The organism is Rhizobium sp. 10PS4 (assembly GCF_032464805.1).
Taxonomy (GTDB): Bacteria; Pseudomonadota; Alphaproteobacteria; order Rhizobiales; family Rhizobiaceae; genus Rhizobium; species Rhizobium laguerreae.
This window is the reverse complement of the sequence record NZ_JAWDIW010000024.1, coordinates 1-24,092: the sequence shown is the minus strand read 5'-3', so window position 1 is coordinate 24,092 and position 24,092 is coordinate 1. Positions and strand designations below refer to the sequence as shown.

At 61.8% G+C, this 24,092-nt stretch carries 23 protein-coding genes and 1 pseudogene; 7 read left to right on the top strand and 17 right to left on the bottom strand.

Annotated elements, in window-relative coordinates; genetic code table 11:
* Positions 1–19: 19 nt before the first annotated feature.
* On the top strand, positions 20–790 hold the full coding sequence (locus tag RWJ89_RS32195) for a siderophore-interacting protein (RefSeq protein ID WP_168284357.1): 771 nt from the start codon (positions 20–22) through the stop codon (positions 788–790).
* 152 nt (positions 791–942) lie between these two features.
* On the opposite strand, the gene RWJ89_RS32190 is transcribed toward RWJ89_RS32195, so the two are convergent.
* The 6 genes and pseudogenes from RWJ89_RS32190 to RWJ89_RS32165 form a co-directional block, all read right to left on the bottom strand.
* Positions 943–2,184 carry an FAD-dependent oxidoreductase gene (locus RWJ89_RS32190; protein ID WP_221943951.1) on the bottom strand — a complete coding sequence of 414 codons (1,242 nt, stop codon included), beginning with the start codon at positions 2,182–2,184 and terminating at the stop codon, positions 943–945.
* A 1-nt stretch (position 2,185) separates the two neighbouring features.
* Positions 2,186–3,415, bottom strand: a complete 1,230-nt coding sequence (locus RWJ89_RS32185) for an Atu1372/SO_1960 family protein (protein WP_221943960.1) — start codon at positions 3,413–3,415, stop codon at positions 2,186–2,188.
* Between the two features lie 23 nt (positions 3,416–3,438).
* Complete coding sequence (locus RWJ89_RS32180) at positions 3,439–4,101, bottom strand: amino acid ABC transporter permease (protein WP_131663599.1); 663 nt, start codon at positions 4,099–4,101, stop codon at positions 3,439–3,441.
* A complete protein-coding gene (locus RWJ89_RS32175) occupies positions 4,098–4,757 on the bottom strand; it encodes an amino acid ABC transporter permease (protein ID WP_131663600.1) in 660 nt (219 codons plus the stop codon). Before RWJ89_RS32175 ends, RWJ89_RS32180 begins: the two co-directional genes overlap by 4 nt.
* Before the next feature lie 7 nt (positions 4,758–4,764).
* Positions 4,765–5,517, bottom strand: coding sequence for an amino acid ABC transporter ATP-binding protein (locus RWJ89_RS32170; protein ID WP_131663601.1), 753 nt, complete (start codon positions 5,515–5,517; stop codon positions 4,765–4,767).
* 69 nt (positions 5,518–5,586) lie between these two features.
* Positions 5,587–6,464: pseudogene (locus RWJ89_RS32165) on the bottom strand (ABC transporter substrate-binding protein).
* 162 nt (positions 6,465–6,626) lie between these two features.
* On the opposite strand from RWJ89_RS32165, the gene RWJ89_RS32160 reads away from it, so the two are divergent.
* From RWJ89_RS32160 to RWJ89_RS32150, 3 genes are all read left to right on the top strand, one after another.
* Positions 6,627–7,682, top strand: coding sequence for a GlxA family transcriptional regulator (locus tag RWJ89_RS32160; protein WP_131663778.1), 1,056 nt, complete (start codon positions 6,627–6,629; stop codon positions 7,680–7,682).
* A 116-nt stretch (positions 7,683–7,798) separates the two neighbouring features.
* The gene (locus tag RWJ89_RS32155; protein WP_131663603.1) at positions 7,799–8,299 is read left to right on the top strand and encodes a MarR family winged helix-turn-helix transcriptional regulator; all 501 of its coding nucleotides are present in this window, start codon (positions 7,799–7,801) and stop codon (positions 8,297–8,299) included.
* Between the two features lie 32 nt (positions 8,300–8,331).
* On the top strand, positions 8,332–8,748 hold the full coding sequence (locus RWJ89_RS32150; RefSeq protein ID WP_316031982.1) for an NUDIX hydrolase: 417 nt from the start codon (positions 8,332–8,334) through the stop codon (positions 8,746–8,748).
* On the opposite strand, the gene RWJ89_RS32145 is transcribed toward RWJ89_RS32150, so the two are convergent.
* Together RWJ89_RS32145 and RWJ89_RS32140 are read right to left on the bottom strand one after the other, a co-directional pair.
* On the bottom strand, positions 8,745–9,836 hold the full coding sequence (locus tag RWJ89_RS32145) for a DUF3095 family protein (RefSeq protein WP_131642556.1): 1,092 nt from the start codon (positions 9,834–9,836) through the stop codon (positions 8,745–8,747). The genes RWJ89_RS32150 and RWJ89_RS32145 overlap by 4 nt on opposite strands.
* 118 nt (positions 9,837–9,954) lie before the next feature.
* On the bottom strand, positions 9,955–10,350 hold the full coding sequence (locus RWJ89_RS32140) for an Ohr family peroxiredoxin (protein ID WP_025394996.1): 396 nt from the start codon (positions 10,348–10,350) through the stop codon (positions 9,955–9,957).
* Between the two features lie 216 nt (positions 10,351–10,566).
* On the opposite strand from RWJ89_RS32140, the gene RWJ89_RS32135 reads away from it, so the two are divergent.
* The gene (locus RWJ89_RS32135) at positions 10,567–11,961 is read left to right on the top strand and encodes a M20 family metallopeptidase (RefSeq protein WP_316031981.1); all 1,395 of its coding nucleotides are present in this window, start codon (positions 10,567–10,569) and stop codon (positions 11,959–11,961) included.
* 14 nt (positions 11,962–11,975) lie between these two features.
* Here RWJ89_RS32135 and RWJ89_RS32130 read toward each other — a convergent pair whose 3' ends face one another.
* The 4 genes from RWJ89_RS32130 to RWJ89_RS32115 all read right to left on the bottom strand — a co-directional run bounded on the left by RWJ89_RS32130 (position 11,976) and on the right by RWJ89_RS32115 (position 16,250).
* A complete protein-coding gene (locus RWJ89_RS32130; RefSeq protein ID WP_316031980.1) occupies positions 11,976–12,341 on the bottom strand; it encodes an FAD-dependent oxidoreductase in 366 nt (121 codons plus the stop codon).
* Positions 12,342–12,484: 143 nt separating this feature from the next.
* Positions 12,485–12,832: a hypothetical protein gene (locus tag RWJ89_RS32125; protein WP_025394998.1), complete on the bottom strand. Its 348-nt coding sequence runs from the start codon at positions 12,830–12,832 to the stop codon at positions 12,485–12,487.
* Between the two features lie 135 nt (positions 12,833–12,967).
* The gene (locus RWJ89_RS32120) at positions 12,968–14,278 is read right to left on the bottom strand and encodes an extensin-like domain-containing protein (protein WP_316031979.1); all 1,311 of its coding nucleotides are present in this window, start codon (positions 14,276–14,278) and stop codon (positions 12,968–12,970) included.
* Positions 14,279–14,429: 151 nt separating this feature from the next.
* Positions 14,430–16,250 carry a methyl-accepting chemotaxis protein gene (locus RWJ89_RS32115; protein ID WP_077978503.1) on the bottom strand — a complete coding sequence of 607 codons (1,821 nt, stop codon included), beginning with the start codon at positions 16,248–16,250 and terminating at the stop codon, positions 14,430–14,432.
* 290 nt (positions 16,251–16,540) lie between these two features.
* Here RWJ89_RS32115 and RWJ89_RS32110 point away from each other — a divergent pair, with 290 nt between their 5' ends.
* On the top strand, positions 16,541–16,927 hold the full coding sequence (locus RWJ89_RS32110; protein WP_003540707.1) for an acyl-CoA thioesterase: 387 nt from the start codon (positions 16,541–16,543) through the stop codon (positions 16,925–16,927).
* 19 nt (positions 16,928–16,946) lie between these two features.
* A complete protein-coding gene (locus RWJ89_RS32105; RefSeq protein WP_077978505.1) occupies positions 16,947–17,534 on the top strand; it encodes a hypothetical protein in 588 nt (195 codons plus the stop codon).
* Positions 17,535–17,698: 164 nt separating this feature from the next.
* Here the strand turns inward: RWJ89_RS32105 and RWJ89_RS32100 are convergent, their stop codons facing one another.
* The 5 genes from RWJ89_RS32100 to RWJ89_RS32080 all read right to left on the bottom strand — a co-directional run bounded on the left by RWJ89_RS32100 (position 17,699) and on the right by RWJ89_RS32080 (position 23,735).
* Positions 17,699–18,871, bottom strand: coding sequence for a DUF1501 domain-containing protein (locus RWJ89_RS32100; protein ID WP_316031978.1), 1,173 nt, complete (start codon positions 18,869–18,871; stop codon positions 17,699–17,701).
* A gap of 11 nt (positions 18,872–18,882) precedes the next feature.
* Positions 18,883–20,394, bottom strand: a complete 1,512-nt coding sequence (locus RWJ89_RS32095; RefSeq protein ID WP_221997946.1) for a DUF1800 domain-containing protein — start codon at positions 20,392–20,394, stop codon at positions 18,883–18,885.
* Between the two features lie 219 nt (positions 20,395–20,613).
* Positions 20,614–20,961: a DMT family protein gene (locus RWJ89_RS32090; protein ID WP_003560330.1), complete on the bottom strand. Its 348-nt coding sequence runs from the start codon at positions 20,959–20,961 to the stop codon at positions 20,614–20,616.
* Positions 20,962–21,080: 119 nt separating this feature from the next.
* The gene (locus tag RWJ89_RS32085; RefSeq protein WP_168284365.1) at positions 21,081–22,268 is read right to left on the bottom strand and encodes a GGDEF domain-containing protein; all 1,188 of its coding nucleotides are present in this window, start codon (positions 22,266–22,268) and stop codon (positions 21,081–21,083) included.
* 216 nt (positions 22,269–22,484) lie between these two features.
* A complete protein-coding gene (locus RWJ89_RS32080) occupies positions 22,485–23,735 on the bottom strand; it encodes an MFS transporter (protein WP_316031977.1) in 1,251 nt (416 codons plus the stop codon).
* Positions 23,736–24,092: the final 357 nt, after the last annotated feature.

The window sequence follows — 24,092 nt, the reverse complement described above, 5'->3', positions numbered from 1 at the left end:
AGAAGCCCCGGAAGGACACATGGATAACAATCAATTCAAAGATCAAGCTTCATCGATCCCTGGCATAGAGCGGATTCGCCACGACACGCGGCGGCGCTTGCTGACAGTCGAAAGCGTCGTCGATATCACTCCGAGCATGCGCCGGGTCGTATTGGCAGGTGACGATCTCGCCGATTTCATCAGTCTCGGTGCTGACGACCACATCAAGATCTTCATTCCCACTGCCGGCGGTGGAAAAGAGCGCCGTGACTACACGCCGCGCCGCTATGACAATGCCGAGCGGAGATTGACCATCGACTTTGCCTTGCATGAGGCAGGTCCGGTGACGCAATGGGCGATCGACGCCGGCCCAGGCGACGAACTCGAGATCGGCGGACCTAGAGGCTCCGCCGTAGTGTCGAAGACTGTCAAACGATGGCTGCTGATCGGCGACGAAACAGCACTGCCGGCGATCGGCCGCCGGATAGAGGAAAGCGGCGCCGGAACCGTTATCACCACAATCGCAGCCGTCACCGGCCCGTTGGAAGAGCAGACCTTCGAGACATCAGCCGAGCTGCACCTCAACTGGGCGCACCGGCCTCTCTCTCAGGCAACCGATGCCGCAGCGCTGCTGAAACTCTTGAGTGCGGTCGATATCAAACCGGAAACCTTCATCTGGGTCGCGGCGGAAGCCTCGGTGACACGCGATATCCGCGCCTACCTGCTGGAACGAGGTTGCCCGCTCGGCTGGATCAAGGCTTCCGGCTACTGGGTGTTCGGCAAGGCCGATACGACGGAGAAATTCGGCTAGTGCATGATGCCGAAAAGTGTGAGCGGTTTTCGGGCGACATCATGCTCTAACTCTTTAATTTAGAACAGGATTCAGATTTTAGGCCGACCCGGCCTAAAATCATCCTGTTCTAAGGTCAATCCACACTGCGACAGGCGGAATGGCGTCCGCTACTATAGCACCGGGCGGCGCCAGCCACCGACTTGTTGAACGAGATCGACCACGCGGCGGGCAGAGCCTAATGCGAGTGTCCAACCCAGCATGCCGTGACCGGCATTGATGTAGAGACCTTTGATGTGTCGGGAACCGGCGATAACGGGCCTGGAGGTCGGTGTCATAGGCCTCTCGCCCGACCATCTCATCAGTTCGTTCGATCGCTCGAAAAGGTCGGGCAGCACTGCAGACGCGGCCAGCTTGAGCGTGTCGAAACGTCTGGCATCAAAACCGGCCCCTGGACGCTCGATATCTGCCAGTCCGGCGACACGAAAACGATCGCCAATTGCCGCAAAGGCAAGCTTTCGTTTGACGTCTGTCAGGCTGATACTTGGTGCAAGGCCAGTTCTTGGAACGGTGAACGAATAGCCTCTGATGGGGCGTATGTCGCGAGCCTCGGGCAAATCGGATATAAGGGAACGGATCTGCGGTCCTGCCGCAACGATGGCCGCGTCGATGCGAAGCTCATCGCGGTCTTCAAACCTCAATCCTGTCAGCACGCCTCCCATTTGGACGAAGCTCGAGACCCTCTTGCCGAAGAGCACCGAGACCTGCCGGCGCTCGATCATCCAGGCGGTGAGCTGGCGGCAAAATCCGGCCGCATCGCCAAGGGCATCACCGGGAGTGTAAACGGCCCCGGCAATCTCTCCCTGATATGCGGCGAGCGCAGGCTCGACGTCTTCCGCCTCCACCCGCGTCAGCAGGCGCTGTTCGAAGCCGAGAGCATTCTTGCGCGCGACACTGGAATCGGCGGCAGCAAAACTTTGCCGGTCGGCATAGAGGTGCAGTTTTCCGGCGACACGATAGTCGAATTCGATGTCGGTTTCCTTAAGCAGGATTGCGAGCTCGTGACGGGATTGCTCGGCAAGGCGCAGGATCTCCTGCGTATTGCTCCACCAACGTCTGAACGGTGTATTGGCAAGGAATTTCAGCCCCCAGCAGAGAAAGTCCCGATCGAGTTGCCAGTGGATTCGGAAGGCTGGATCGCGGCCCATCGCAATCGCTGGCAGATGCTTCAGCAGGGCTGGTGATGCCATTGCGTCACCGTAGGCCCAGGACAGCTGCGCGGCGTTGCCGGCGCTCGCCCCCATGCCAGGCTCGCTTGCCGCATCGATAAGTGTCACATCATGCCCCGCCCGGGCCAGAAGATAGGCCGACGATACCCCTATGACGCCGGCGCCGATCACCGCAACGCGTGCCATCTCAAGCCTCGTCGCCGACGACGGCCGTCAACTCGACTTCAACAGGAACCCCGCGCGGCAGGGATGTTACGCCGATTGCGATGCGGGCATGCGCCCATCGATCCGGGAAGAGCTCTCGGAGCAATTCGGAAGCTCCATCGATGACGGCGCCGTGGCGCTCGAAAGCAGCATCCGCCGCGACATAGCCCGCGAGCCGGACGAAGCCCAGGATGTTGTCAAAGCCGCCCGCAGCCCCTTCCAGCTGTGCAAGCGCATTGAGAAGCGCCCAGCGCGCGCATTCTCGCCCCTCTTCGATGGAGACGCATGCTCCGAGATGTCCCGTCCGCAGCACCACACCGTCCTGCAATGGCACCTGACCTGAAACGGTGATGATACTGCCGGTCCGCACAGCACCCGAAAATGCGCCTGGCGGCGAGGATGCTTCAGGCAGAGCAAGCTCAAGCTGTGCCAGCCGTTCGCGCACACGATTGCTTCCAGCCGATGAAGCACTGCGTGCCTTACGGACTGCTGCTTCTGCGCTGCGGTCGACGAAGGCCCTCATGATATTCCTGTCGAGTTCGCTCAGCCGGTATTCGGGGTGCCACTGGATGCCGAGGCAAAAGCCGTCCGTGTCCCCTTCGAATGCTTCGATGGTTCCGTCCGGCGCCCGCGCGGCGACACGGAAGCGTCCTTGGCCGGCCAAAGCATGCCGGTGCAGGCTGTTGACGCGTGCCGGCCCCTTCCCCACCCAATCGATCAGCACGCTGTCTTGCTCGATCGTGATCTCGTGCGCCAAAACGTCGGGGATATGTTGCGGGATGTGGGATACGGCGGCGGCCGGCAGCTCGGTTTGAAATTCGCCCCCAAGGTATTCACCGATCAGTTGCATGCCGTGGCATATGCCGAGAAGCGGCTTGCCCGTTTTCAAGACCTGTTCGACCAGCTGAATTTCGAACTGTCTGCGCGCGCCTGTCACCTCGGTCCCCGGCCGCGCACCGGTGAGAACGATCCCATCGGCGAGTGCCAACGCCGATGCCAGGTTCCGGGTGTTGTAAGGCAGGATCAAAGGAATTCCCCCTGCCTCGGCTATGGCATCCGCATAGTTGGCGCGCACCACATACTCCGTCTCGGTCGGCGCATCGGGCGCCTCGCTGACGTCGGGCGTCATGAGGATCACCGGCCAACGAGGTTCATGCGATTGCGTTGCATGCCGACGTGCGTTGCCCGTGGCAACGGTCGTTTCAGTGGTCATGGTCTTGGCCTTGTGATGACGAGTTAGCGGGCGGCCGGAAGGGCTAGCCGGCGCGAGAGGACCGAGAACGGCCAGGCTATCGCGAAATAGCAGAGGCCGACGGCAATGTAGATTTGCAAGGGCAGGAAATACTCCGTCGCCATGGACCGCCCGGTGAGGACCAGTTCGTCGACGGTAATCAGCGAAGCGAGCGAAGAATCCTTGAGCAGCGAGACGAAGGTGACGATCATCGGCGCCAGGATGACACGCGCGACCTGCGGCAGGATGATCCAGACGAAGCTCTGGGCCGGAGTGAAGCCCGCGGCCAGCGCTGCCTCGCTCTGCCCCGCCGGTATAGCCTTCAGACCGGCGCGGAAAAGCTCGGCGACCTGGGCCGCGAAACACAAAGCCAGGCCGGCGATCGCCGCACCGAAAGCATCGAAGACGACCCCGATGCCCGGCAAGCCGAAATAAAGCAGAAACAGAACCGCCAATAGCGGCACGCCCCGCACCATCGTCACATAAAGAGCCGCAAAATACCGCAGCGCTGCGAAACCGGATTTCTGGCAGAGCGAAAGCAGCAGGCCGAAAACGAATGCCAGGGCAAAGGCACAAACGGAAAGCAGCGCCGTATTCACCATCGCCCGCAGCAGCAGAGGCAGCCATTCGGCACCATAATCGCCATAGGGCGCCAGGAAAGCACTCATCCTTTCAATCTCCCGTAACGTCTTTCGAGGAACTGCGTTGCCTGCATCAATGGCAGGCTCAGCAACAGGTAGAGTGCCGCCGCCGTCGCATAGATCATTGTTGTCTGGAAGGACGACGTCACCATTGAACGGGCGAAGAACATGATTTCAGGCGCCGCAATGGCCGAGACGACGGACGTGTCCTTGAGAAGTTGCACCGCGTAGTTTCCGAGCCCCGGAAGCGCTATCCGCATGGCCTGCGGCGTCAGAATCTCAAAGATGGTCTGGAGTGGGGTCAGCCCTGCAGCAAGAGCCGCCTCCGCCTGCCCGCTCGGCAGCGCGGCGAAACCGGCGCGAAAGATTGCACAGGTGATCGCCGCCCCGATGAGCCCGAGGCCCAGGATGGCCGCCGTGATTGACGTCAATTTCACGCCGAGGCTGGCAAGCCCGAAGTAGAGGATGAACAGATGCGTCAAGGCCGGCACATTGCAGAGAATCTCGCAGCAGGCATCGATCGCGAGATTGATGAACTTGATCCCGACAAATTGTCTGAGCAGAGCGAGAAGGAACCCGAAGGCGGCTGCGAACACGAGCGAGGCGATCGTGACGAAAACGGTTACGCCAAGCCCGGCGACGAGCCCTTGGACGACCGAGAAGAATACGGAAAATCCAATCATCACACGCCTAGTGCCGGATCTTGTTGAGAAACGCTTGCGTGCGCGCCTCGCGGGGAGCGGCTATGACCTGGCGTGCCGGGCCGGATTCCACGATCGTGCCGCCGTCAAGAAACAGGACGCGATCGGCAATGTCGCGCGCAAACGCGATCTCGTGCGTGACGATCAGCATCGTGCGCCCTTCGGCTGCCAACTCCTCCATCACTTTCAGAACCTCCTGGACCAGTTCGGGATCGAGTGCGGATGTCGGTTCGTCGAACAGCATGAGCTTTGGCTTCTGGGCAAGCGCTCGCGCAATCGCGACACGCTGCTGCTGGCCGCCGGACAGCTCGAGCGGTGAGGCGTCGGCGCGGTGCGTCATATGGACTTTGGCCAGCATTTCCAAAGCCAGTTCGCGTGCCTCGGCGGCAGGCAGACCGCGCACCTTGCGCGCCGCGATCGCGACGTTTTCCGTCACCGACAGATGCGGCCAGAGATTGAAGAGCTGGAAGACCATGCCCATCTCGGCGCGCTGCGGTGCAAGTTGCCGATCGCTCATGATACGGCCGTTGCGCGCACCGATCCGCTCGCCATCGAGGTGGATCTCGCCGGCACTGGGCTTTTCGAGAAAATTCATGCAGCGCAGACAGGTGGATTTCCCAGACCCGGATGGGCCGATCAGGGCAATCTTCTCACCTGGCGCGACATCGAAATCGATGCCTTTGAGAACTTCGATAGGACCATAGCTCTTGCGCAGGCCCGCAACGCTCAGAAGCGCATTCATCGCCGTTTCCTTATGCGATTAGAGGGTGGACGAAAAGCCGCCGATTGCAGCTTCCGTCCGCACGCTCGTTCAGCCGCCAGCTGCGCAGGACGGCAGCTTGTAATCTGCGGGGCGATCGACGCCGGCGCGGAAATTTTGACCCACAGGCTTGAACCAGACATCCGAGGACAATCCGTAGCGGGCGCCGATTTCCTTCATCTCGCAAGTCTTCCACATGTCGGCGATGATGGCGTCCATCTTCTGGCGCAGATCGTCGTTCTTCTGGTTGAGGCCATAGACGACCTGGCCGAGACCGGTCAGCAGCGGAAAATCCGGACTGTTATCGGTGAAGGCGAGGAAGTGCATATTCCAATCGGGGTTCTGCTTGATGGCGTAGGAGATCACCGGCGGATCGCCGATGACAGCGTCGATGCGCCCGGCGATAAGATCGCGCACGGCCGCGTCGGACGTGTCGTAGAGCGAGAGTTGGAGATCCTTGACGCTCTTCAATTCCGGGACGAACGAAAAGCCGGTGATCGTGCCGATCTTCTTGCCTTCCAGATCAGAAAGCTTGTCCCAGCTCGTCTTCGTCGATTGCATGATGCCGTTCTTGAAGTAGTGGATCGGCTCGGACAGCGTCATGATCTTCGTGCGCTTTTCGGTCCAGCCCATGGTGCCGAGCATGACGTCGACGCGCCTGACTGAACGGAGGCGATCGTACCCGACCATTCCATGAGCGCAGGCTGAATCTTGAGGCCGAGCTTGTCGGCAATGCGCTGCATGATTTCACCGTCATAGCCTACCAGCTTCCCGTCCTGCCAGCCGGAGCCGGGCATGTCGCCGGTGAAGGCAACCGTAAGCTTGCCCTGCTCGGCAAGTTCGAAAGCATTGGCGATAGATGAAAGGGACATGAAGCTGCCTGCCAGCAGAGCGCACGTCACCATCCTTCTCGAAAGAGAAAGTGCCATTGTTCTGATCCTTGATTTGTTGGTTCCCCGGTCCGGTGGTTTCTGTCCCCGGATGTCGCGTTCGACGAGAGGAAACTTGACACTGAAGGCTGCTACTGAATTTTATAAATCGGACATTTTCTTTGAAAAAAGGACATGATGACTCTATCATCGCCACACACCATGATCACATCCGAGGAACCGTCCGAAATATCTGCCAACGAGCCGGACTATGTGCGCTGGCTCGATGATCTTTGGGCCGAGCGGCTTCTGGTCGCACGCGACCGAAAGGCCGATCTCTCCGTCGGCATTCTCCTCTGGCCGACATTCCCGATGATGTCGCTGACGGGTATCGTCGAGCCTCTCAGGCATGCGGCGGACTTTGCCGACAATTCCCGTCCATTGCATTGTCGCTGGTCGATCATGGGGGCTCCGGGCCATGCGGCGGTCGCCAGCTGCGGCATCCGGGTTCACGCCGATGCGCCCTACATTAACCCGACCGACTTCGACTACGTCGTGGTTATCGGTGGCCTCCTGCCACATCTGCGCGCCGCACCCAGCAAGCATCGCGACTATCTCAGGGTGGCGGCATCGGCGGGTGTCCCGGTCATTGGCGTTTGCACGGGCGCCTTCGTCTTGGCGCAGGAGGGCCTGCTTGCCGGGCGCAAGGCGTGCGTCCATCCCTTTCACGCGGAGGATTTCCGCATTGCCTTCCCGCGTCTTGCCTTCTCCACGCGCGATGACTTCCTGATCGAAAACGGCCGCATTACCGTGCCTGGCGGCGTATCGATCCTGTCGCTGATGACGGAGCTCATCCGCACGCATTGCGGGCCGGATCGGGCGGCCAAAGCCGTGCACCAGCTTTCGCTCACGGAGCAGAAGCACATGAGCGCCTTCGATCACGGCCGCGCCACAACATTTCGCCGCACGGAAGATTCGCGTATTCAGCGAGCCGTCGTTCTCATCGAGAGTCGGAAAGGCCGCGATGTCTCACCGGAACAGGTGGCCTCTCTGGTCGGCCTGTCACCACGTCAGTTCGCGCGTCTGTTCCAGGACAATATCGGCATGACTCCGAAGCGTTTTATCGTTGAAACGAGATTGCGCTATGGCCGGTTTCTGGTCGAAAACAGCACACTGCCCATGACGGCGATCGCCTTTGAAATCGGGTTCTCCGACTCCGCCCATTTCGCGACCGCTTTTCGCAAGAAGTATGGGAAGCCTCCTAGGAGTTTCCGCTGATCTTTGTCGAGTCACCACAAACGGCGGGATCGAAAACCGACTTCGACACTATTGCGATTTAATCGGATGCGATTTATATAGATCTTATTGTCAGAAAGCTTGGACAGGATGGACCGATGCCGACATCTAAAGCAGCTAAGGGGCCGAATATGCCCACCTCTCCGCAGGCGGGCAAGGGCGGCCGCAAGCTTTCCAATTTCCTCTGCTTCGCGGTCTATTCGGCCAATCTTGCCTTCGGCCGCGCCTATAAGCCGATCCTGGATCAGCTTGGCCTGACCTACACCCAATATATCGTCATCGTCGCCCTTTCCGAAGAGGACGATCAGACGGTCGGGGCGTTGGGAGAAAAGATGTTTCTCGAATCCAATACGCTGACGCCCATCCTCAAGAAGCTGGAATCGGTTGGCTACATCACGCGTCGTCGCGATCCCGCAGACGAGCGGCAGGTGCGGGTGAGCCTGACGCCGGCAGGGCGCACTCTTCTTGACGGCGATCCCGTCGCTCCCATGATTGCCGCCACCGGGCTCGGCGACGACTTTCCCGTCGTGCAAAAATCGGTGACGCGGCTGCGCGACAACCTCCTGCGATCGACGCAACCCGAGCCGGAAAAATCGTGATCCCGGCATCATGACATAACGGAGAAGACGAGATGCCCGAGATCGCGATGGGCGCCTTGATTCAGAATGGGACCATTCTCCTGGCCAGACGCAGTTCCAGGCGCAAGGTGCACCGGGATCGCTGGAGCCTGCCGGGCGGCCATATCGAAGACGGCGAAGACGCCGAGACGGCATTGCGCCGGGAATTGATGGAAGAAATAGGCGTGATGCCGCAGCGCTGGCAGTTTGCGGGAAAGTTCGCATCGGAGGGCCTGCCTGAGGCATCCGCCACCTTCCATGTCTATCGCATCGATCAGTGGCATGGCTATCCGCAGCTGGTCGATGACGAACACACCGAGCTTAGATGGTTTAGCCTCGCCGCGATAGAAGGTGAAGCCGAGCTGGCGCCGCCTCAGCTCGGCGAAATGCTCGCAAACCTTGTCAGCCGGGAAACGGGGAAGCCCGCTTAGATCTCTTGGCGGCGATGATCCCGCGCCGGCTGGGTCCTGAGCGACGGCGCATGATGCCGGACGACATCGCCAAGCGCGCCTTCCTCCATCTTCTCGGCGGCGCTGGCATAGCCGCCGCCCATTCCATCGAGGAAATGCAGGTGCGAATCCGGCCTGTCCGATGGCACAAGACAGGTCATCAGCGCATGCGACTGGCGGTGCAGTCCGAAGTTGATCTCACCGCGCGCCCTCGCCGGAACGAGGATCGCTTCGACCTTGTCGATCTGTTCGCGCGTACAGTCCAGCGTCAAACGCAAACCATCATCGAACTTGCGGAAATCCGAATTGGCGGCGACCTCCGACCAGCCTTTCGCATCGACCTGCTTCCCGCTGTCTCCATCGGTGGGAATGCCACCGGGAAGCGGATGAGATTGGCGCGGCGCGGCATCGAAAACCGCAAGAACGCGTTTTGCCATGGCGGCAAAGACCTCGGGACTGAGATGATCGCGAGGCTCGACCAGCAGCGACAGTATCTCGCCCCGCTGGCTTGGGAACGGGGTCCAGTCACAGCTGAGACCGGTCAGGTCGGGCTTCGTCGCGTAGCGGCCCGGCTTGACCAGATACCGGCCGTTCTTGATCTGCTGCTCCGCCCATTTGAGCCCGCCCCCTGTAAACATCGCATAGGTCGCGTTCTCGGAGGCGGCATAACGCGCAATTCTGACGTCGCGCCCACTGGTGCGGATTTCGCGTACGGTCAGCAGCCCGATACGAAGGGTTAGATCGAGATCGGCTCTTGCAAAGCCTGCGACCTGCCGCAATGCCGATGTCGCCGCCATGATGCCCTGCGGCGGCAAGGCGAATGCTGCCCCGTCTCCGCGAAACACGAAGGGGAAATCGAACGATCCCCAGGCATTGCCGAGGGCGGCGATAACAGATGCGCCGGCATAGTTGACGTCTTCATAGCGCCCCGACCGGATCGCCGTGGTCGAGTTGACGACATCAGTGATGCCGACCAGCCAGTCATCGGGCAACGGCTCATAGACATCAGGGTCGAGCACATGTGAAAACTCGTCAAAGGCCTGGTGCGACTGGCCGTGGCTATTGATCATCGCTTGCTCTCCAGATCGGCAAGGTTTCCCGTGCCTGCTACCTCAGAAAGAGGTCTGCCGGCCGACCGGCAGGCCCTCCGCATCAAATCCTCCGGCGATGAGGTCTGCCCTCGCCCGCTCAGACAAGCTTGGTCTCGACGTCGATATTGCCGTGTGTCGCCTTGGAATAAGGGCAGATGCCATGGGCTGCCTCGATCAGTTCCTGCGCGATGTCGCGATCAATGCCGGACAGGCTGACATTGAGCCGCGCCCTCAGGAAGAAGGAGCCGTTGTCGGCGTTGAGAGTAATTTCCGCATCGACCTCGGGACCATCAGGCAGCGTGATCTTTCTCTGGGCAGCGGCAAGTTCGATCGCGCCGATGTAGCAAGCCGACCAGGCGATGCCGAACAGGTTTTCGGCGGCCGGATGCGGCTGCGGCAGTTTGATGTCGATCGTGCCGTCGCTGCTGCGCGCAGAGCCGTCGCGGCCGCCGGAGATGTGGGTTTTGCCGGTAAAGAGAAGCTTCTCGGTCATAGTGATATCCTTTCGGTTTAAGTTTTATTCGCATCCGATTAAATCGGATGCGCTCTAATACGCTCGACCAAAACCGATGTCAACACCATTCCGATTTAATCGGATGCGATTTGTTTCTATAGGCGGAAACACGCCATATCCGGGCACGCCTGAGCGGCAGCGGCGAAATTCGGTTGGGCATTTCGATGCGCCTGTCCTGATGTTATGCTCCGGCTCATGACACGTGACGCGGCCATAGCAAGAGCAGAGGCCTATTTCGATTCCGGATCGTTCCGAACCGATCTTACGCGCCGTGTCGGCATGCCGACGGAGAGCCAGAACCCCGATCGCAGGCAGGTGTTGCTCGACTATATCGAAACCGAAATCAGGCCGACCTTCGAGGCTCTCGGTTTCACCTGCCGCACATTGACGGAGACCGGCTGGCCCTTTCTCTTTGCCGAGCGCATCGAGGATCGCGAACGGCCGACTGTCCTTGGTTATGGCCATGGCGACGTGATCCGCGGACTTGACGATGCCTGGGACGACGGCCTGTCGCCCTGGCGGATGACCGAACGTGACGGCAGATGGTACGGGCGCGGAGTCGCCGACAACAAGGGGCAGCATACCGTCAACATCGGCGCCATCCAGGCCGTGCTGGAAACGCGCGGCAAGCTCGGGTTCAACGCCAAATATCTGATTGAGATGGGTGAGGAGCGGATATCGCCCGGCCTGCGTGAACTCGCCGTCACGCACAGGGAATTGTTCCGCGCCGACGTGCTGATCGCCTCAGACGGCCCGCGGCTCACTGCCGAACGGCCGACTATCTTCTTGGGTTCCCGCGGCGCCGTCAGCTTCGATGTATTGATCGACGCGCGCAAGGGCGGGCACCACTCCGGGAACTGGGGCGGCCTACTCTCCGATCCCGCAATCCAACTCGCCCATGCGCTTGCCAGCATCACCGGCCCGTCGGGCGAAATTCGCATCCCGGAATGGTGTCCGAAAGAGATCCCCGACAATGTCCGGCATGTGCTTGCCGACTGCGTCCCAGAGGATGGCGACGGCGATGCGAAAATCGATCCGAACTGGGGCGAACCCGGGCTGACGCCAGCCGAAAAACTGTTTGCCTGGAGCTCCTTCGCGATCCTGGCTTTCGAAGCCGGCAACCCCAAGACACCCGTCGGCGCGATCCCGCCGCGCGCCTGGGCGCGTTGCCAGCTACGCTTCGTCGTCGGAGTCGATGTGAAGGATATACTGCCGGCGCTGCGACGGCACTTCGACAGTCATGGTTTTCCGCAGGTGCAAATTGCCCAGGCAGGCGACGAGATTTTCTACGCGACGCGTCTCGATCCCAAGCATCCCTGGGTCGGTTGGGCGGTCGGCTCGATCAGCCGCACCACCGGCAAGACGCCGGCCATCCTGCCGAACCTCGGCGCATCGCTGCCGAACGACACCTTCTCCGAGACCCTGGACCTGCCGACGATCTGGGTCCCGCATTCTTATCCGGGATGCTCCCAGCATGCGCCGAACGAGCATCTTCCCCTCTCCATCGCCCGCGAGGGCCTGGCATTGATGGCAGGCCTCTATTGGGATCTCGGCGAGCCCGGCGTGCCAGTCGGCCGGCAGACAATCTAGACGCCACCATCCATTCATGCCTCCACGCCCGAACGCACGCTCTGGAAGAAGTCGGCAAGCGGCCGCAACGCCTGGTCGTTGAAACGCATGTCGAGGCCCGCCCCCGTGTACGAGGCGGCACGTTCGCTGCGGGGAAGCATCGCTGCTTCGTAGGAGGCGAGTGCTGCCTCGATATCGTCCCCGTCAGCGACGATCGCCTGCGCCAGTTCCGCGCCGTCGAGCATCGCCAGATTGGCTCCTTCGCCGGCAAAGGGCGATATCAGATGCGTGGCATCGCCGATCAGCGTGAGGCCTGGCCGGCGCCCCCAGCGGTGGCCGACTGGCAAGGCATAAAGCGGCCTTGCGATCAACGGCGCCTCGCTTCTGGCGATGAGGTCCACGCGCGAGGGATGCCAATCGCTGAAACGCTCAGTACGTCCTCGCGCAGGCCAAGATGGATTGTGCCGAATCCGCCGTGCAGCCGCTGCTACGGATGTATCGGTCAGCAATGGCGGATCACCAGGAGATCCCGGCGCGCCAGCGCTCAGACCTTCTCTTTCTTCCTGATTTTTTCCTTCGGTTCTACCGGTGCATCGGGCGTCGGCGCCAACAGCTTGCGCAGTGACGAGATCTTGTCCTTCACCAGTGGCCGGAACCGCGTCGCACGATAGGGCATGTCGGCCGCACCGTAACCTTCCGGCCCGTCGTCATTGCCGCGGTTGATCTCCGCGAGCTTCACCCCGATGAAGGTGCCGTCGATATAATGGGTATATTCACCCACCCAGCGGATCGTATAGATCTCGCCCTTGCGGATCAGCTGGTCGATGCTGACATGCTTGAATTTATCGTCGATGCAGACGACCTTCTGGCCGACATGGAAATCATAGCTCATGGATCAAACTCTCGAAACGCAATCGGCTCGCCGACCTATAGCGCGCCCTGCGGCAGGGATGAACCGTTTTTTAGCAGCCGAGCCCGATGCTGCGACATCAGCCGCACCCGCGCCGCATGGCTTAGGCGATATGCATCAGTCGCAATAGGCCTTGCCGCTCTTGCGGGAGCGAAGATCGAAGTGGAAGTGGTTCCAGTGCTCCGGGTTGCTGCCGGGGCCGAGCACGGTGTTGAAATAGCGGCAGCTGTCGGTGCGCACCGCCTTCAAAAGCCGCCCTTCGCGCAGCGAGAACAGGCCCTTCTTGCGCACGTCGATCTCATGGCCGTTCTTCAGCACGAACTTGCCGACGTCGATGGCGTTGCCGCGGGCGTGTTCCGACATCGGATTGTATTTCTGCCGGCTGTTGTTCATGCGCCGGCAGGAATAGCCGCCGAGCGGCTGGATCGTCTTGATGCCGGACCAGTAACGATAGCGGGCGGACGGCGCCAGTTCGTTCTTCACCCATTTGGCGAAGGCAAGCGTCACCTGGCAGTTCAGCGTCACGGCGGGGCGGACGCCGATATTGCCGGAAAGTCCCTTCAGCGACACCGGATAGGGTACCTGGCAGGCCGGCCCGTTCGAGATCGGCGGCTTGTTGTCGAAGAGTACGCCCATGCGTTTCAGCTCACGCCGGCAGGCAAGCTCGGAGGACGGCATGACGCTGGGATCGACGGGTGCTGCCGGTTCGCTCATCATCGGATTGTTCGGCCGCAGCATCGCGACCTCTTCGCTCTCGTCCTCTTCGGGAACACGGGTCGGCGCCACCACAGGGCTGCCGTCGTTCCAGGCGGGCGCCCGGCTCATCTGTGCCTCGGCCGCCGGCTGCGGCATTGGCTGCTGCGGGGGCTGGCGCATGGGCTGGTTGAGCTGCGTCGGGTTATCGGTGCCGATGCCGTCGACAACCGGCTCGGTGGCGTTGCCCTCGGCGATCTGTTGCTGTTGTTCCTGCGCCAGTCCGACGACTGGCTCCGCCCCGAGATCGTCATCCATGTTGACGCCGCCCGACGGGATCGCAAGCACCTGCGTGCCGCCCCAGTTGCCGCTCGGTTGGCCTGCCGCCAGCGCCTCGTCGCTGTCGATCATCGGCAACCTACCCCCCTGCGCCGGTGCGGCCGGCGCCGCCTGACCGGTGCCGGCAAGATTTGGCGTATCGAGATAATCGACCGAGCCCTGGCTAGTGCCGACGGGCGCACTGGAAACCGGATAGGAGGCCTGGCTCTCCACCGGCGCCATGCGCACGGCAGGGGCCAAGCGCGCTGCCCCCCGCGACGGCGAGATCGAGCTGACCCTGGTGCCGTTGTCGACATTGGCTGGCGGCACCAGCCCGTCGCTGATCGAACAGGTCGTCAGCGCCGCCGAAAGCAGCAAGGGCAAAAGGGATCGCCGTGGAAAGGAAACAAACGCCATACTCTTATCGCTTCCGCAGGCTGGCTGGGCAGTGACCGAAAAAACTCACTCCAATTTTAATTAAAAACGGTGAATGAAAACTTACCGGCACAATCTGCACGCGACGGAAATGAAAAAGGCCGGTTTCCCGGCCTTTGTTCAGTGGCTTAACTCACGCTGCCCGTGTGTATCTGGCCCCGGCTCTTTGCTCCGCCCCGCGCAGGCGAAAATTCGAAAGCAGCGTCTTCAGCTGGGTGCTCTCGTCGGCGAGCGTGCGGCTTGCCGCCGTCGTCTCCTCCACCATCGCGGCATTCTGCTGCGTCATCTGGTCCATGTGATTGACGGAACCGTTGATCTCGTTCAACCCGGTCGACTGCTCGCGCGCCGCCGTCGCGATCGATGCGACGTGATCGTTGACCTGGTTGACCAGTGCCTCGATTTCCAGCAGCGCCTCGCCCGTCGAGCGCACCAGCGCCACCCCGCCCTGGACCTCAGTCGCTGACCGGCTGATCAGTTCCTTGATCTCCTTGGCCGCGTTGGCGGAGCGCTGGGCAAGTTCACGCACTTCCTGGGCGACGACGGCAAAGCCGCGGCCCGCCTCGCCCGCCCGCGCAGCCTCGACGCCGGCATTCAGCGCGAGCAGGTTCGTCTGGAAGGCGATTTCGTCGATGACCGAGATGATCTGACCGATGCGGTTGGACGAATCCTCAATCCGGCCCATCGCCGTCACCGCATTGCGGACGATCTCGCCGGATTTTCCGGCACTCGCCTTGGTCTCGGCCACCATCTCGCGTGCCTCGTTCGCCCGCTCGGATGCCGTCTTGACCGTCGCGGTGATCTCGTCGAGCGCTGCCGCCGTTTCTTCGAGTGCAGCTGCCTGCTGCTCAGTCCGCTTCGACAGATTGCCGGTCGCCTCGCTGATGTCGGAAGCGCTGTCGTTGACGACGCGGCTCGATTCGGCGATCGCATGGATGACGCCGTTCAGCGCGTCGACGGCGGCGTTGAAATCGCCCCTCAGCTTTGCGTAATCCTCGCCGATATCGCCGATCGCAACCGTCAGGTCACCGCCCGCAAGCTTCTCCAGGCCGACGCCAAGCGCCTGCATCGCGCGGTTCTGCCGTTCGGAGGCGGAACGCAGGCTTGCCTCGTTGCCGCGGCGCTCTTCCTCGATCTGCTGCTGTCTTTCGTCTTCCCGCCCGCGCAGCGCGCTACGCTCGTCGACGGAATCGCGCAGCACCAGCAGCGCCTTGGCCATCTGGCCAATCTCGTCGCGACGGTCGCTGCCTGATATCTCCACCGATGCTTCTTCGGCCGCAATCGCGTTCATCGCCGCCTTCAGCCGCGCGATCGGCGCCGTCACGCTGCGCACGATGGCAAAGGCGATCGCGATCGTCGCCGCAGCGCCGATCAGGCAGGCCATCGTGGCCCAGAGCAAATTCTGGCGATAAAGCGCGGCAAGGTCGTCGGCATAGACCCCGGTGCCGACGATCCAGCCCCAGGGCTCGAAACCGGCGACATAGGAGTATTTCAGCACTGGCTCATCGGCGCCCGGCTTCGGCCAGAGATAGTCGACGAAACCCTTGCCGTCCTTCTTCACCTTGTTGACGAACTCGATGAACAGGAATTTGCCGGTCGGGTCCTTCATCTGCGAGATATCGGTACCATCAAGCGCCGGCTTGATCGGGTGCATCACCATTTTGGGATGCATGTCGTTGATCCAGAAATAGCCGTCGGCGCCGTAGCGCATCGCGCCGATCACGTCCTTGGCGGCCGCCTGCGCCTGCTCGCGGGTCATCGTGCCCGCCTGCTCCATCTTATAATATTTTTCGAAGATGCCGAGCGCCGTCGCATCCAACTGCGCCAGCCCTGCCTTCCGCTCGTCTTCCAGCTCGGAGTAAGAATAGTTCAGAAAGAAGACCATCGTCGCCGCGAGCACGGCAAGCGTGAAGCCAACGAGACAATAAAGACGGGTGGAAATCTTGACGTTGCGCATGAGGTTCCCAGCGATTCTTATAGGTGAAATCAATCGCATTCTGAATTGCCGGAATTACTGGAGCGTAAAGCTTAATTAGAAAATAATTAAATAACGTAAGGTAAGACAGCGGTTGCGAAACTCAACACATTGAAACCAATCGACATTTCAATCGGCAACGGCAGCAACATTTTTCCCGTCGGCCGCCTGCAGCGCTTTGACCTAGGCGTCTTTTACAGCCCACGGCCTTTGCACTAGGGTGCTTCGCAGTGAATCGCCGGCCCGACGCCGCACGAGATTGGAGAAGACTTATGACCGATGCCGCGAAGCCAAGAGGCGAACTGACGCTCAGGACGCTTGCCATGCCCGGCGACGCCAATCCGGCTGGCGATATCTTCGGCGGCTGGGTTATGGCGCAGATGGACCTCGCCTCCGGCATCCGTGCGGCCGAGCGCGCCAAGGGCCGCGTTGTTACTGCCGCGGTCAAGGAGATGGCCTTCGAGCTGCCGGTCAAGATCGGCGACACGTTGTCTGTCTATACCGATATCGACCGTGTCGGCCGTACCTCGATCACGCTCTGCGTCGAAGCCTGGGCGCACCGCGCACGTTACGCCAAGATGGAAAAGGTCACGGCTGGCACCTTCATCATGGTGGCGCTGGACGAAGAGGGCAAACCGAAGCAGGTCCCCGAGGAGTGACAGCCTGAGGATCGACAGCATGGAAACGGTCAGCTCGCCGGAGGTCTTCCTTCACATCAAGGTGGTGATGGGCATGGTCATCAGCCTTTCACTTGCGAGAGTGCTCACCGGCCTTGCCGGCATCGTCCAGCATCCCGCCAAGGCCAAGGTCTATCCCATCCATCTCGGCTGGGCGCTGTCGATGTTCCTGTTCATCATCCATATCTGGTGGTGGGAATATCGCTTGCAGGCCGTGCCTTCGATCGGCTTCGGCATCTATCTCTTCCTCGTCTGCTTCTGTAGCCTGTTCTTCCTGCTCTGCGCCCTGCTCTTTCCTGCCTCGCTCGACGAATATGGCGGCTACGAGGAATATTTCGTTTCCCGACGCAAATGGTTCTTCGGCATCCTCGGCCTCACCTACGCCGTCGATATTCTCGACACGACAATCAAGGGCCATGAGCGCATCCTCTCGCTCGGCTGGGAATACCCGGCCCGCAACATCGTCTACATCCTCCTCTGCGCCATCGCCGCCTGGACCCCCAACCGCCGCTTCCACACCGCCTTCATCATCGTCAACCTGGTCTATCAGATCAGTTTCATCTTCCGGCTTTATGATGTGTTGGGGTGAGACGCGGTTCCGCGAAGCGGGAGCAATCGATCCAGTGAATCGATTGCAACGTCGAACGCCCTGAGCCAGGCGAAGGGCCGGGTAGCGGCAAGCTCCCTGGCTAGCCAAGAGACGACCTTATTCTTGCCCTTCGCTTACGCTTCGTGCATTCGCGGCTCCGCCGCTCACCCCCTCAAAAACTGCGATCCCTTGTCGAACCCCAGCCCCGGGAAGATCTTCCCCGTCAAATCATCGGCAGACACATCGAACTGCCGGTAGAGCATCGCCGCAGCGAGCTCGCGCACGTCGGCGGTCGGCATCAGGTCGCGGTCGTCGAGCAGCTGACCGTCGCCGATGCCCGGCCAACGGCCGAGGATGCGACCGCCGTTGATGGCGCCGCCTGATAGCAGCGCGCAGCCGCCGGTGCCGTGGTCGGTGCCGGCTGAGCCATTCTGGCGCACGGTGCGGCCGAACTCGGTCATGGCAAGCACCACCGTCTTTGCCCAGATCTCGGGCCCGAGCGTGGTCTTCAACATATTGATCGCCTGCGAAAGGTCCTGCACCGGTCGTTTGAACTGGCCGGCCTGGCCAATATGCGTGTCCCAGCCTGATATCGAGAAGCTGGCGATGCGGTAATCGCCCTTCAGCATGTTGCCGGCGAGCGCTGCCACATCGGCGATCTTTGCGCCGCGCTGGCCCTCCGGCTCGACCATCATCGAGGCGCTATTGGCCCGTGTCGCCTCGGCCATCGCCTCTGCGAACGGCGGATCGCCGGCATAGAGCCGCGCCAGGAACTGCATCTCGTCGCGCGCCGGCGCCAGATTTGAATCCGACGCCCAGACGTCGACATTGTTCGGTCCGGAGAGGATCAGCTCCGTCGAGGTGTTGATGTCGATTGCCTTGCGCGCATCCGAGCGCGGAATGACGGCGAGCGCCCGGTTCAGCCATCCGGTCTTTTCCTCGGCGACATGTTCGCCGCCGGATTCCAGCATGTCCTGCCCGTCGAAATGGCTGCGCTGGTCGCGATAGGGCGTCGACACCGCGTGCACGAAGGCGAGCTCGCGGCTCTTCCAGAGCGGCAGCAGCTCGGCGGCCACCGGATTGAGGCCGAAATGCCCGTCGAGATCGAGAAGTCCGGTATCGGGCGTCAGCGCCAGTGTCGGCCTGAGCGCCGCAAAGCCGGCATCGCCATAGGGCTGCACCAGATCCAGCCCGTCCATCGCGCCGCGCAGCACGATGGTGACAAAACGGTTGTCACCCGGCATCGCCGCGAAGGTGACCGGCGTGAAGAGGGGGGCAGCGGCAAGACAGCAGGCAGAGGTCAGGAAGCCGCGGCGGGAAAGCGAGATCTGGTTCATGACAGAGGCTCCTATCGGCGATTGAATTCGGGCGATGCCAGCACCAGCGTCAGCCCGCTGATCTTGTTCGGCGCCTGCGACACCACGCGGATCGTCTCGTCGCGCGCCGCATCGGCAAGTGTCGATTTCAGGAATTCGCGCGGATCCTCGTCCCGGCCGAACTGGGCCGCGGCCCGCCTTGCCCAGGCCAGCCGCTCGGCGAGCTGGCTGCCGGTGATCCAGGCTGAGAAGCCTTCCTCGAAACCGGCCGGGCTCGGCGGCAGCCAGGTCGGTTGCCCCATGCGCCTGAGTGCTCCCTGCCCCAGCGCCCGCGCTGTCCGGAAGGCTTTGAGGCGCTTCTCCCTCGCCTCGCCGGCGGGATCCGTCGGCATTGGCGATCCTGCCATGCCAGGCGTGTTCGCCGCCATGTCGCCCTCGTCCGTACCCTGCTGGTTGGCCGCCAGGAAGCTGCCGACAACGCCGTTGACCGGCCCCGCATTCAGCGCCCTCAGGCCGGCGACGACATAGTCGAAAGGCTGGCGCGCCTTGGCGCCCTCGTCGCGCCAGGCGGCGGGATGATCGAGCATGGCGGTGTAGACGGCAGTCAGATCGCCATCAGTCTTCTTCCAGGCCTCGGCCATATCGGACACCATGCCCTCGTCAGGCTGGTCGGCGATGAAATGCACCGCGAGCTTGCGGCTGATATGCGCCGCTGTCTTTGGGTGGACGGCGAGATCGTCGAGCATGTCGAGATAATCGTCGCGCGAACGCCTGCGCCCGCCATAGCTGACGCCGAGCACCTCATGTGCGCCGGGCTCCGAAATATTCGGCCGGAACGCGATGTCCATCTCCTTGCGGTCGATGGTGAGCCCCGTCAGCACCATGGCCGCCGCCGTGACATCCGCCTGGCTATAGCCGCTGCCGGCGCCGAGCGTGTGCAGCTCCAGCAGTTCGCGACCGAGATTTTCGTTCAGCCCTTTGTTGCGCTTCATGCCGCCGGCCGAATCCGGCCCAAGCGAATCCGCCTGGTCGAGATAGATCAGCATGGCCGGATGGGCGGTGGCATTGCGCAAGAGATCGCCGAACCTGCCTGATATGAACGGCCGGATCGCCTCGGCCTCGTAGAGCGGCACGATGAGGCGCATCGGCAGGCTCTTGTTGGCGCTGGTGGAAAAATGATTGGTCCAGAAGGTCGAAAGCCTCTCGTAGAAGCCGTACGGCGATAGCACCGCCTGCATCAGCCGCAGGTTCGCATCATGTTGAAACTGCTGCTGCACCTGGCGCTGGACCCCTTTGCGCATCTCGCGCTGCGTCGTATCGTCGGTCACCGTCTTGGCGTCCTGCCGGATCTGCTTCAACTGCGCCTGCAGGCTGAGAATTGCCTGATGGCGCATGTCGGGCCCGCCGAGGGGAAAATCCGGCGTTGCCGCCACGCCCTCGGCGATTTGGCCGATCAGCTCATCCTTGCTCTGCGGCGGCGCCTCGCCCGGCCGGAAACCGTAACCGAACCGGATCGCCGCCATCGTCGGGAAAGACAGGCTCATGGCAGATCACCTCCTGATCACTGCTAAGCAATTCCAGCAAAAGTGCGTTGCGGTTTTGCGTCCGGAATTGCGCAAACAAAAAGTCATAGCATTTCAGTGACTCGGAAAAAACGAAAATGCTTGAGGTGACAGGCTGCCAGCCGATTGCGACGCCAATCTGTAGGAAATGTGACGATATCTAGACATGGACGATTTGTAATCTATTGAAAAGGCTAAAGTTTATGCGCGAAAGATGAATGATGCGCCGATTGCAATCAGCGCGAAACCGATCGCATGGTTCCAGGTCAGGTTCTCGCCGAGCCAGAAGATCGAGAAGCCGGAAAAGACGATCAGCGTGATCACCTCCTGCATCGTCTTCAGCTGCGCCGTCGTATAGACCGCCGACCCGATGCGGTTCGCCGGCACCGCCAAGCAATATTCGAAGAAGGCGATGCCCCAGCTGACGATGATGGCGAGGAAAATCGCGCTGCTCTTGTGCTTGAGATGCCCATACCAGGCAAAGGTCATGAAGATGTTGGAGGCAAACAGCATGACGACAGGCCAGACGGCCGCAGGGGAAAAGGACATGGGGTAACTCGGGCTGTGAAGGGAGGAACCGATCCGGCAGGGAGATACCGGCAGCCCTTACCTAGCACGCCGCCATTCGGCGGCAAGCCCTGCGACGCCCGAGATCGGTCGCGATAGCCTCACACCGCCGAGGCGATGCGGATACCAGGCAGGTCGCGCGGCGGTTCGCCTTCCAGCATCACCCTGTTGCGGCCGGCCTCCTTTGCCGCATAGAGCGCGATATCGGCGCGGCCGATCTGTTCGTGCAAGGACCGGTCGCCCTGGCGGTGCTCCGCAACGCCGAAGCTTGTCGTGATCGCCTGGTCGGCGCCGAGCGCGCTGCGGTCGGTGGCTGCAAAGTCCAGCCGGATGGCGTTGGCGATGGCCGCCGCCTGCGCGATCCCCACGTCAGGCAGGAAGGCGACGAACTCCTCGCCGCCGAAGCGCGCCGCAAAAGCACCCTTGGGCAGCCGCGCCGAAAGCTGCTCGGCAAGGCCGCGGATGACCAGGTCACCGCAAGCATGGCCGAACCTGTCGTTCACCCGCTTGAAATCGTCGATGTCGCAGATGATGACGGCGCCGGTCGCAGCCTTCGCTCCGGTCGCCCGATCGGCAACCACCCGGTCGAAGCCGCGCCTGTTGAGAAGGCCCGTCAGCGGATCGTGATCGGCGGCGTCGCGATAACGCGCGATGAGGTCGAGCGCGACCGCGCCGAGCGCCGAAAGCCCGAAGAGCAGCGACAGGATCGACGCGGTCGCCTGCATCATGAAATCATAATTCGACGAGAGGAACCCTTCGGCCGTGCCGCCATAGGAGGGCATCACGAAGACCAGCATGATATTGCGACCGACCGTATCGAGCACGATCAGCCCGGCGATGACAAGCAGTAGCCTGTCGGCAAGATGACGGGCGTGCCTGATGCTCAGGGCAACGGCGAAGGCGAGCAGCACGGAACAGCAGAGATCGTTGATGACGAGCTCGGCCGGCAGGTTCCCCGCGACAAGGGCCGCATAGCTGGTCGCCGCGACGGAGAGACCGCAGAAGACCAGCCGTCCCCGCACGAAACCCGGCCGCCCGAAGCGGAAGAGCAGCGCGCCGCTATAGAAGTAGAAGGCTGAAACGAACAGCGCGTCGGCGATCGGCGACAGGATGGAATCCGAAACGAGGTCTGAAAGCAGCGGCATCGAGAAGGCCGCCACGCCGAGGAAATAGGCCGCCGCCCAATAACCGGCGTCGCGCAAACCCTGCCGCCTGACCACCAAAAAGGTGCAGCCGAAAATCAGCATGATTGCTGGCAAGAGGAAGGCGAAATTATCCGTCGAACCCATACGCTCCTCGCTGCGAGACGCAAGACATGACCCACGCGAGGAATAGGCCAAGTGTTTAGTCCCCGTGACTAAACACTTAAGACAACGACCTTAAAAAAAAGAAACCGGCGGGGTACAGAAATTGCACCGGAATTTAGCATTCAAGGGCAGATGGCGCGGCAGGCAGAAGGAAAGGCCGACGACGTCAGCCGCCGGCCTTCATAGCCGCAGGCAGCGCTAGATTCGCATCGCGCCATGCGGTTCCTCGGCCTCCTCCGTACCGAAGCGGACATCCTTCTTCTCGTAGCCGAAGCCGGCAAGGGCCGCGACGACGAGCGCCACGACTGCCGCAACGATCAGGAGCGGATAGGCATAGTCGCCGTCCCAGCGGGCGGCGAGCCCTGCCTGCAGCGTCGCATTGCCCGACGCCAGCAGGTTGCCGAGCTGGTAGGCGAAACCTGGGAATGTGCCGCGCACCTCGTCCGGCGACAGCTCGTTCAGATGCACCGGCACGATGCCCCAGGCACCCTGGACGAAGAACTGCATCAGGAAGGCGCCGATGGCGAGCAGCACCGGCCCCGGCGCATAGGCCCAGAGCGGCGCGACGGGCACGGCGATCAGCGCGGCGATGACGATTGCCTTCTTCCGGCCGATCCGCTGCGACAGTGCGCCGAAGAACAGCCCGCCGCAGATCGCCCCGATATTGTAGACGACGGCGATCGCGCCGACCGTATAGCTCGAATAGTTGCGCTGGGTCTCGAGGAAGGTCGGGTAGATATCCTGCGTGCCATGGCTGAAGAAGTTGAACGCCGTCATCAGGAGGACCGCCCAGATGAACAGCGGAATGTTTTCGCGCAAGACCGTCAGGAACGGCCGGCGCCCCTCGGCCTGCCGCTTCAGGAAGGCCGGACTTTCCTCGACGTTGCGCCTGATGTAGAGCACCAGCAGAGCCGGCACGGCGCCGACAAAGAACATGCCGCGCCAGCCGATGACGGGAAAAAGCAGGAAGAACACGATCGAGGCGATCAGATAGCCCGAGGGATAGCCGGCCTGCAGGATGCCGGAAACGATGCCGCGGCTCTGCTCCGGCACCGTCTCCATGACCAGCGAGGCGCCGACGCCCCATTCGCCGCCCATGGCGATGCCGTAGAGCGCCCTGAGCACAAGGAACATGGTGAGCCCGGTGGAAAAGCCGGTCAGAAATTCGAATATCGAATAGAGCAGCACATCGGCCATCAGCGTGATGCGCCGCCCGTAGCGGTCGGCCGCCAGCCCGAAGACCAGCGCGCCGAGCGCCCGCATGGCAAGCGTCAGGAAGATCGCCACCGAGACGGCGGGAACGTCGGTATGGAATTCCTCGGCGATATATTTGAGAACGAAGACGAGAATGAAGAAATCGAAAGCGTCGAGCGTCCAGCCGAGATAGCTGGCGATGACAGTGTTGCGCTGCTGCGGCGTCAGCCGGCGCAGGCTTTCCAAAGCGGACATCTGATATTCCTCCGTCCGAAAGCGGCGGCGAGGCGGGCAATTCCGGATGCCGTCGGAAGGGGTGCCCGAAACGGGCGAGTGATGCTGTTGCGGCAGCGTTTGCAGTCGGAGACAGCGGGCAATAACGTCAGCAATGCTGCCCGTGTTCCATCACGATTGCCGTGATCGGGCGGCACCTAAAGCGCCACTATTGAAGACGTCCCACCTTCCAGCACCCTGCCTTTTACGTTGGCGGATGCGGGCGCTGCCTGCCTCTTCTCCCCAGCGGGGAGAAGTGCCGGAGCGACAGCGAGGCGATGAGGGGGTGAGCGGCAAAGCCGCGAATGCACGGAGCGCGAGCGAAGGGCAATGAAGGGC

Bases quoted from the DNA above. Each gene is read 5' to 3' on its own strand.
- RWJ89_RS32160 (WP_131663778.1), top strand. From the start codon at position 6,627: ATGATCACATCCGAGGAACCGTCCGAAATATCTGCCAACGAGCCGGAC.
- RWJ89_RS32155 (WP_131663603.1), top strand. From the start codon at position 7,799: ATGCCGACATCTAAAGCAGCTAAGGGGCCGAATATGCCCACCTCTCCG.
- RWJ89_RS32100 (WP_316031978.1), bottom strand. From the start codon at position 18,871: ATGAACCAGATCTCGCTTTCCCGCCGCGGCTTCCTGACCTCTGCCTGC.
- RWJ89_RS32195 (WP_168284357.1), top strand. From the start codon at position 20: ATGGATAACAATCAATTCAAAGATCAAGCTTCATCGATCCCTGGCATA.
- RWJ89_RS32125 (WP_025394998.1), bottom strand. From the start codon at position 12,832: ATGAGCTATGATTTCCATGTCGGCCAGAAGGTCGTCTGCATCGACGAT.
- RWJ89_RS32150 (WP_316031982.1), top strand. From the start codon at position 8,332: ATGCCCGAGATCGCGATGGGCGCCTTGATTCAGAATGGGACCATTCTC.
- RWJ89_RS32105 (WP_077978505.1), top strand. From the start codon at position 16,947: ATGGAAACGGTCAGCTCGCCGGAGGTCTTCCTTCACATCAAGGTGGTG.
- RWJ89_RS32145 (WP_131642556.1), bottom strand. From the start codon at position 9,836: ATGATCAATAGCCACGGCCAGTCGCACCAGGCCTTTGACGAGTTTTCA.
- RWJ89_RS32175 (WP_131663600.1), bottom strand. From the start codon at position 4,757: ATGATTGGATTTTCCGTATTCTTCTCGGTCGTCCAAGGGCTCGTCGCC.
- RWJ89_RS32110 (WP_003540707.1), top strand. From the start codon at position 16,541: ATGACCGATGCCGCGAAGCCAAGAGGCGAACTGACGCTCAGGACGCTT.
- RWJ89_RS32085 (WP_168284365.1), bottom strand. From the start codon at position 22,268: ATGGGTTCGACGGATAATTTCGCCTTCCTCTTGCCAGCAATCATGCTG.
- RWJ89_RS32095 (WP_221997946.1), bottom strand. From the start codon at position 20,394: ATGAGCCTGTCTTTCCCGACGATGGCGGCGATCCGGTTCGGTTACGGT.
- RWJ89_RS32140 (WP_025394996.1), bottom strand. From the start codon at position 10,350: ATGACCGAGAAGCTTCTCTTTACCGGCAAAACCCACATCTCCGGCGGC.
- RWJ89_RS32185 (WP_221943960.1), bottom strand. From the start codon at position 3,415: ATGACCACTGAAACGACCGTTGCCACGGGCAACGCACGTCGGCATGCA.
- RWJ89_RS32115 (WP_077978503.1), bottom strand. From the start codon at position 16,250: ATGCGCAACGTCAAGATTTCCACCCGTCTTTATTGTCTCGTTGGCTTC.
- RWJ89_RS32180 (WP_131663599.1), bottom strand. From the start codon at position 4,101: ATGAGTGCTTTCCTGGCGCCCTATGGCGATTATGGTGCCGAATGGCTG.
- RWJ89_RS32120 (WP_316031979.1), bottom strand. From the start codon at position 14,278: ATGGCGTTTGTTTCCTTTCCACGGCGATCCCTTTTGCCCTTGCTGCTT.
- RWJ89_RS32190 (WP_221943951.1), bottom strand. From the start codon at position 2,184: ATGGCACGCGTTGCGGTGATCGGCGCCGGCGTCATAGGGGTATCGTCG.
- RWJ89_RS32135 (WP_316031981.1), top strand. From the start codon at position 10,567: ATGACACGTGACGCGGCCATAGCAAGAGCAGAGGCCTATTTCGATTCC.
- RWJ89_RS32170 (WP_131663601.1), bottom strand. From the start codon at position 5,517: ATGAATGCGCTTCTGAGCGTTGCGGGCCTGCGCAAGAGCTATGGTCCT.
- RWJ89_RS32090 (WP_003560330.1), bottom strand. From the start codon at position 20,961: ATGTCCTTTTCCCCTGCGGCCGTCTGGCCTGTCGTCATGCTGTTTGCC.
- RWJ89_RS32080 (WP_316031977.1), bottom strand. From the start codon at position 23,735: ATGTCCGCTTTGGAAAGCCTGCGCCGGCTGACGCCGCAGCAGCGCAAC.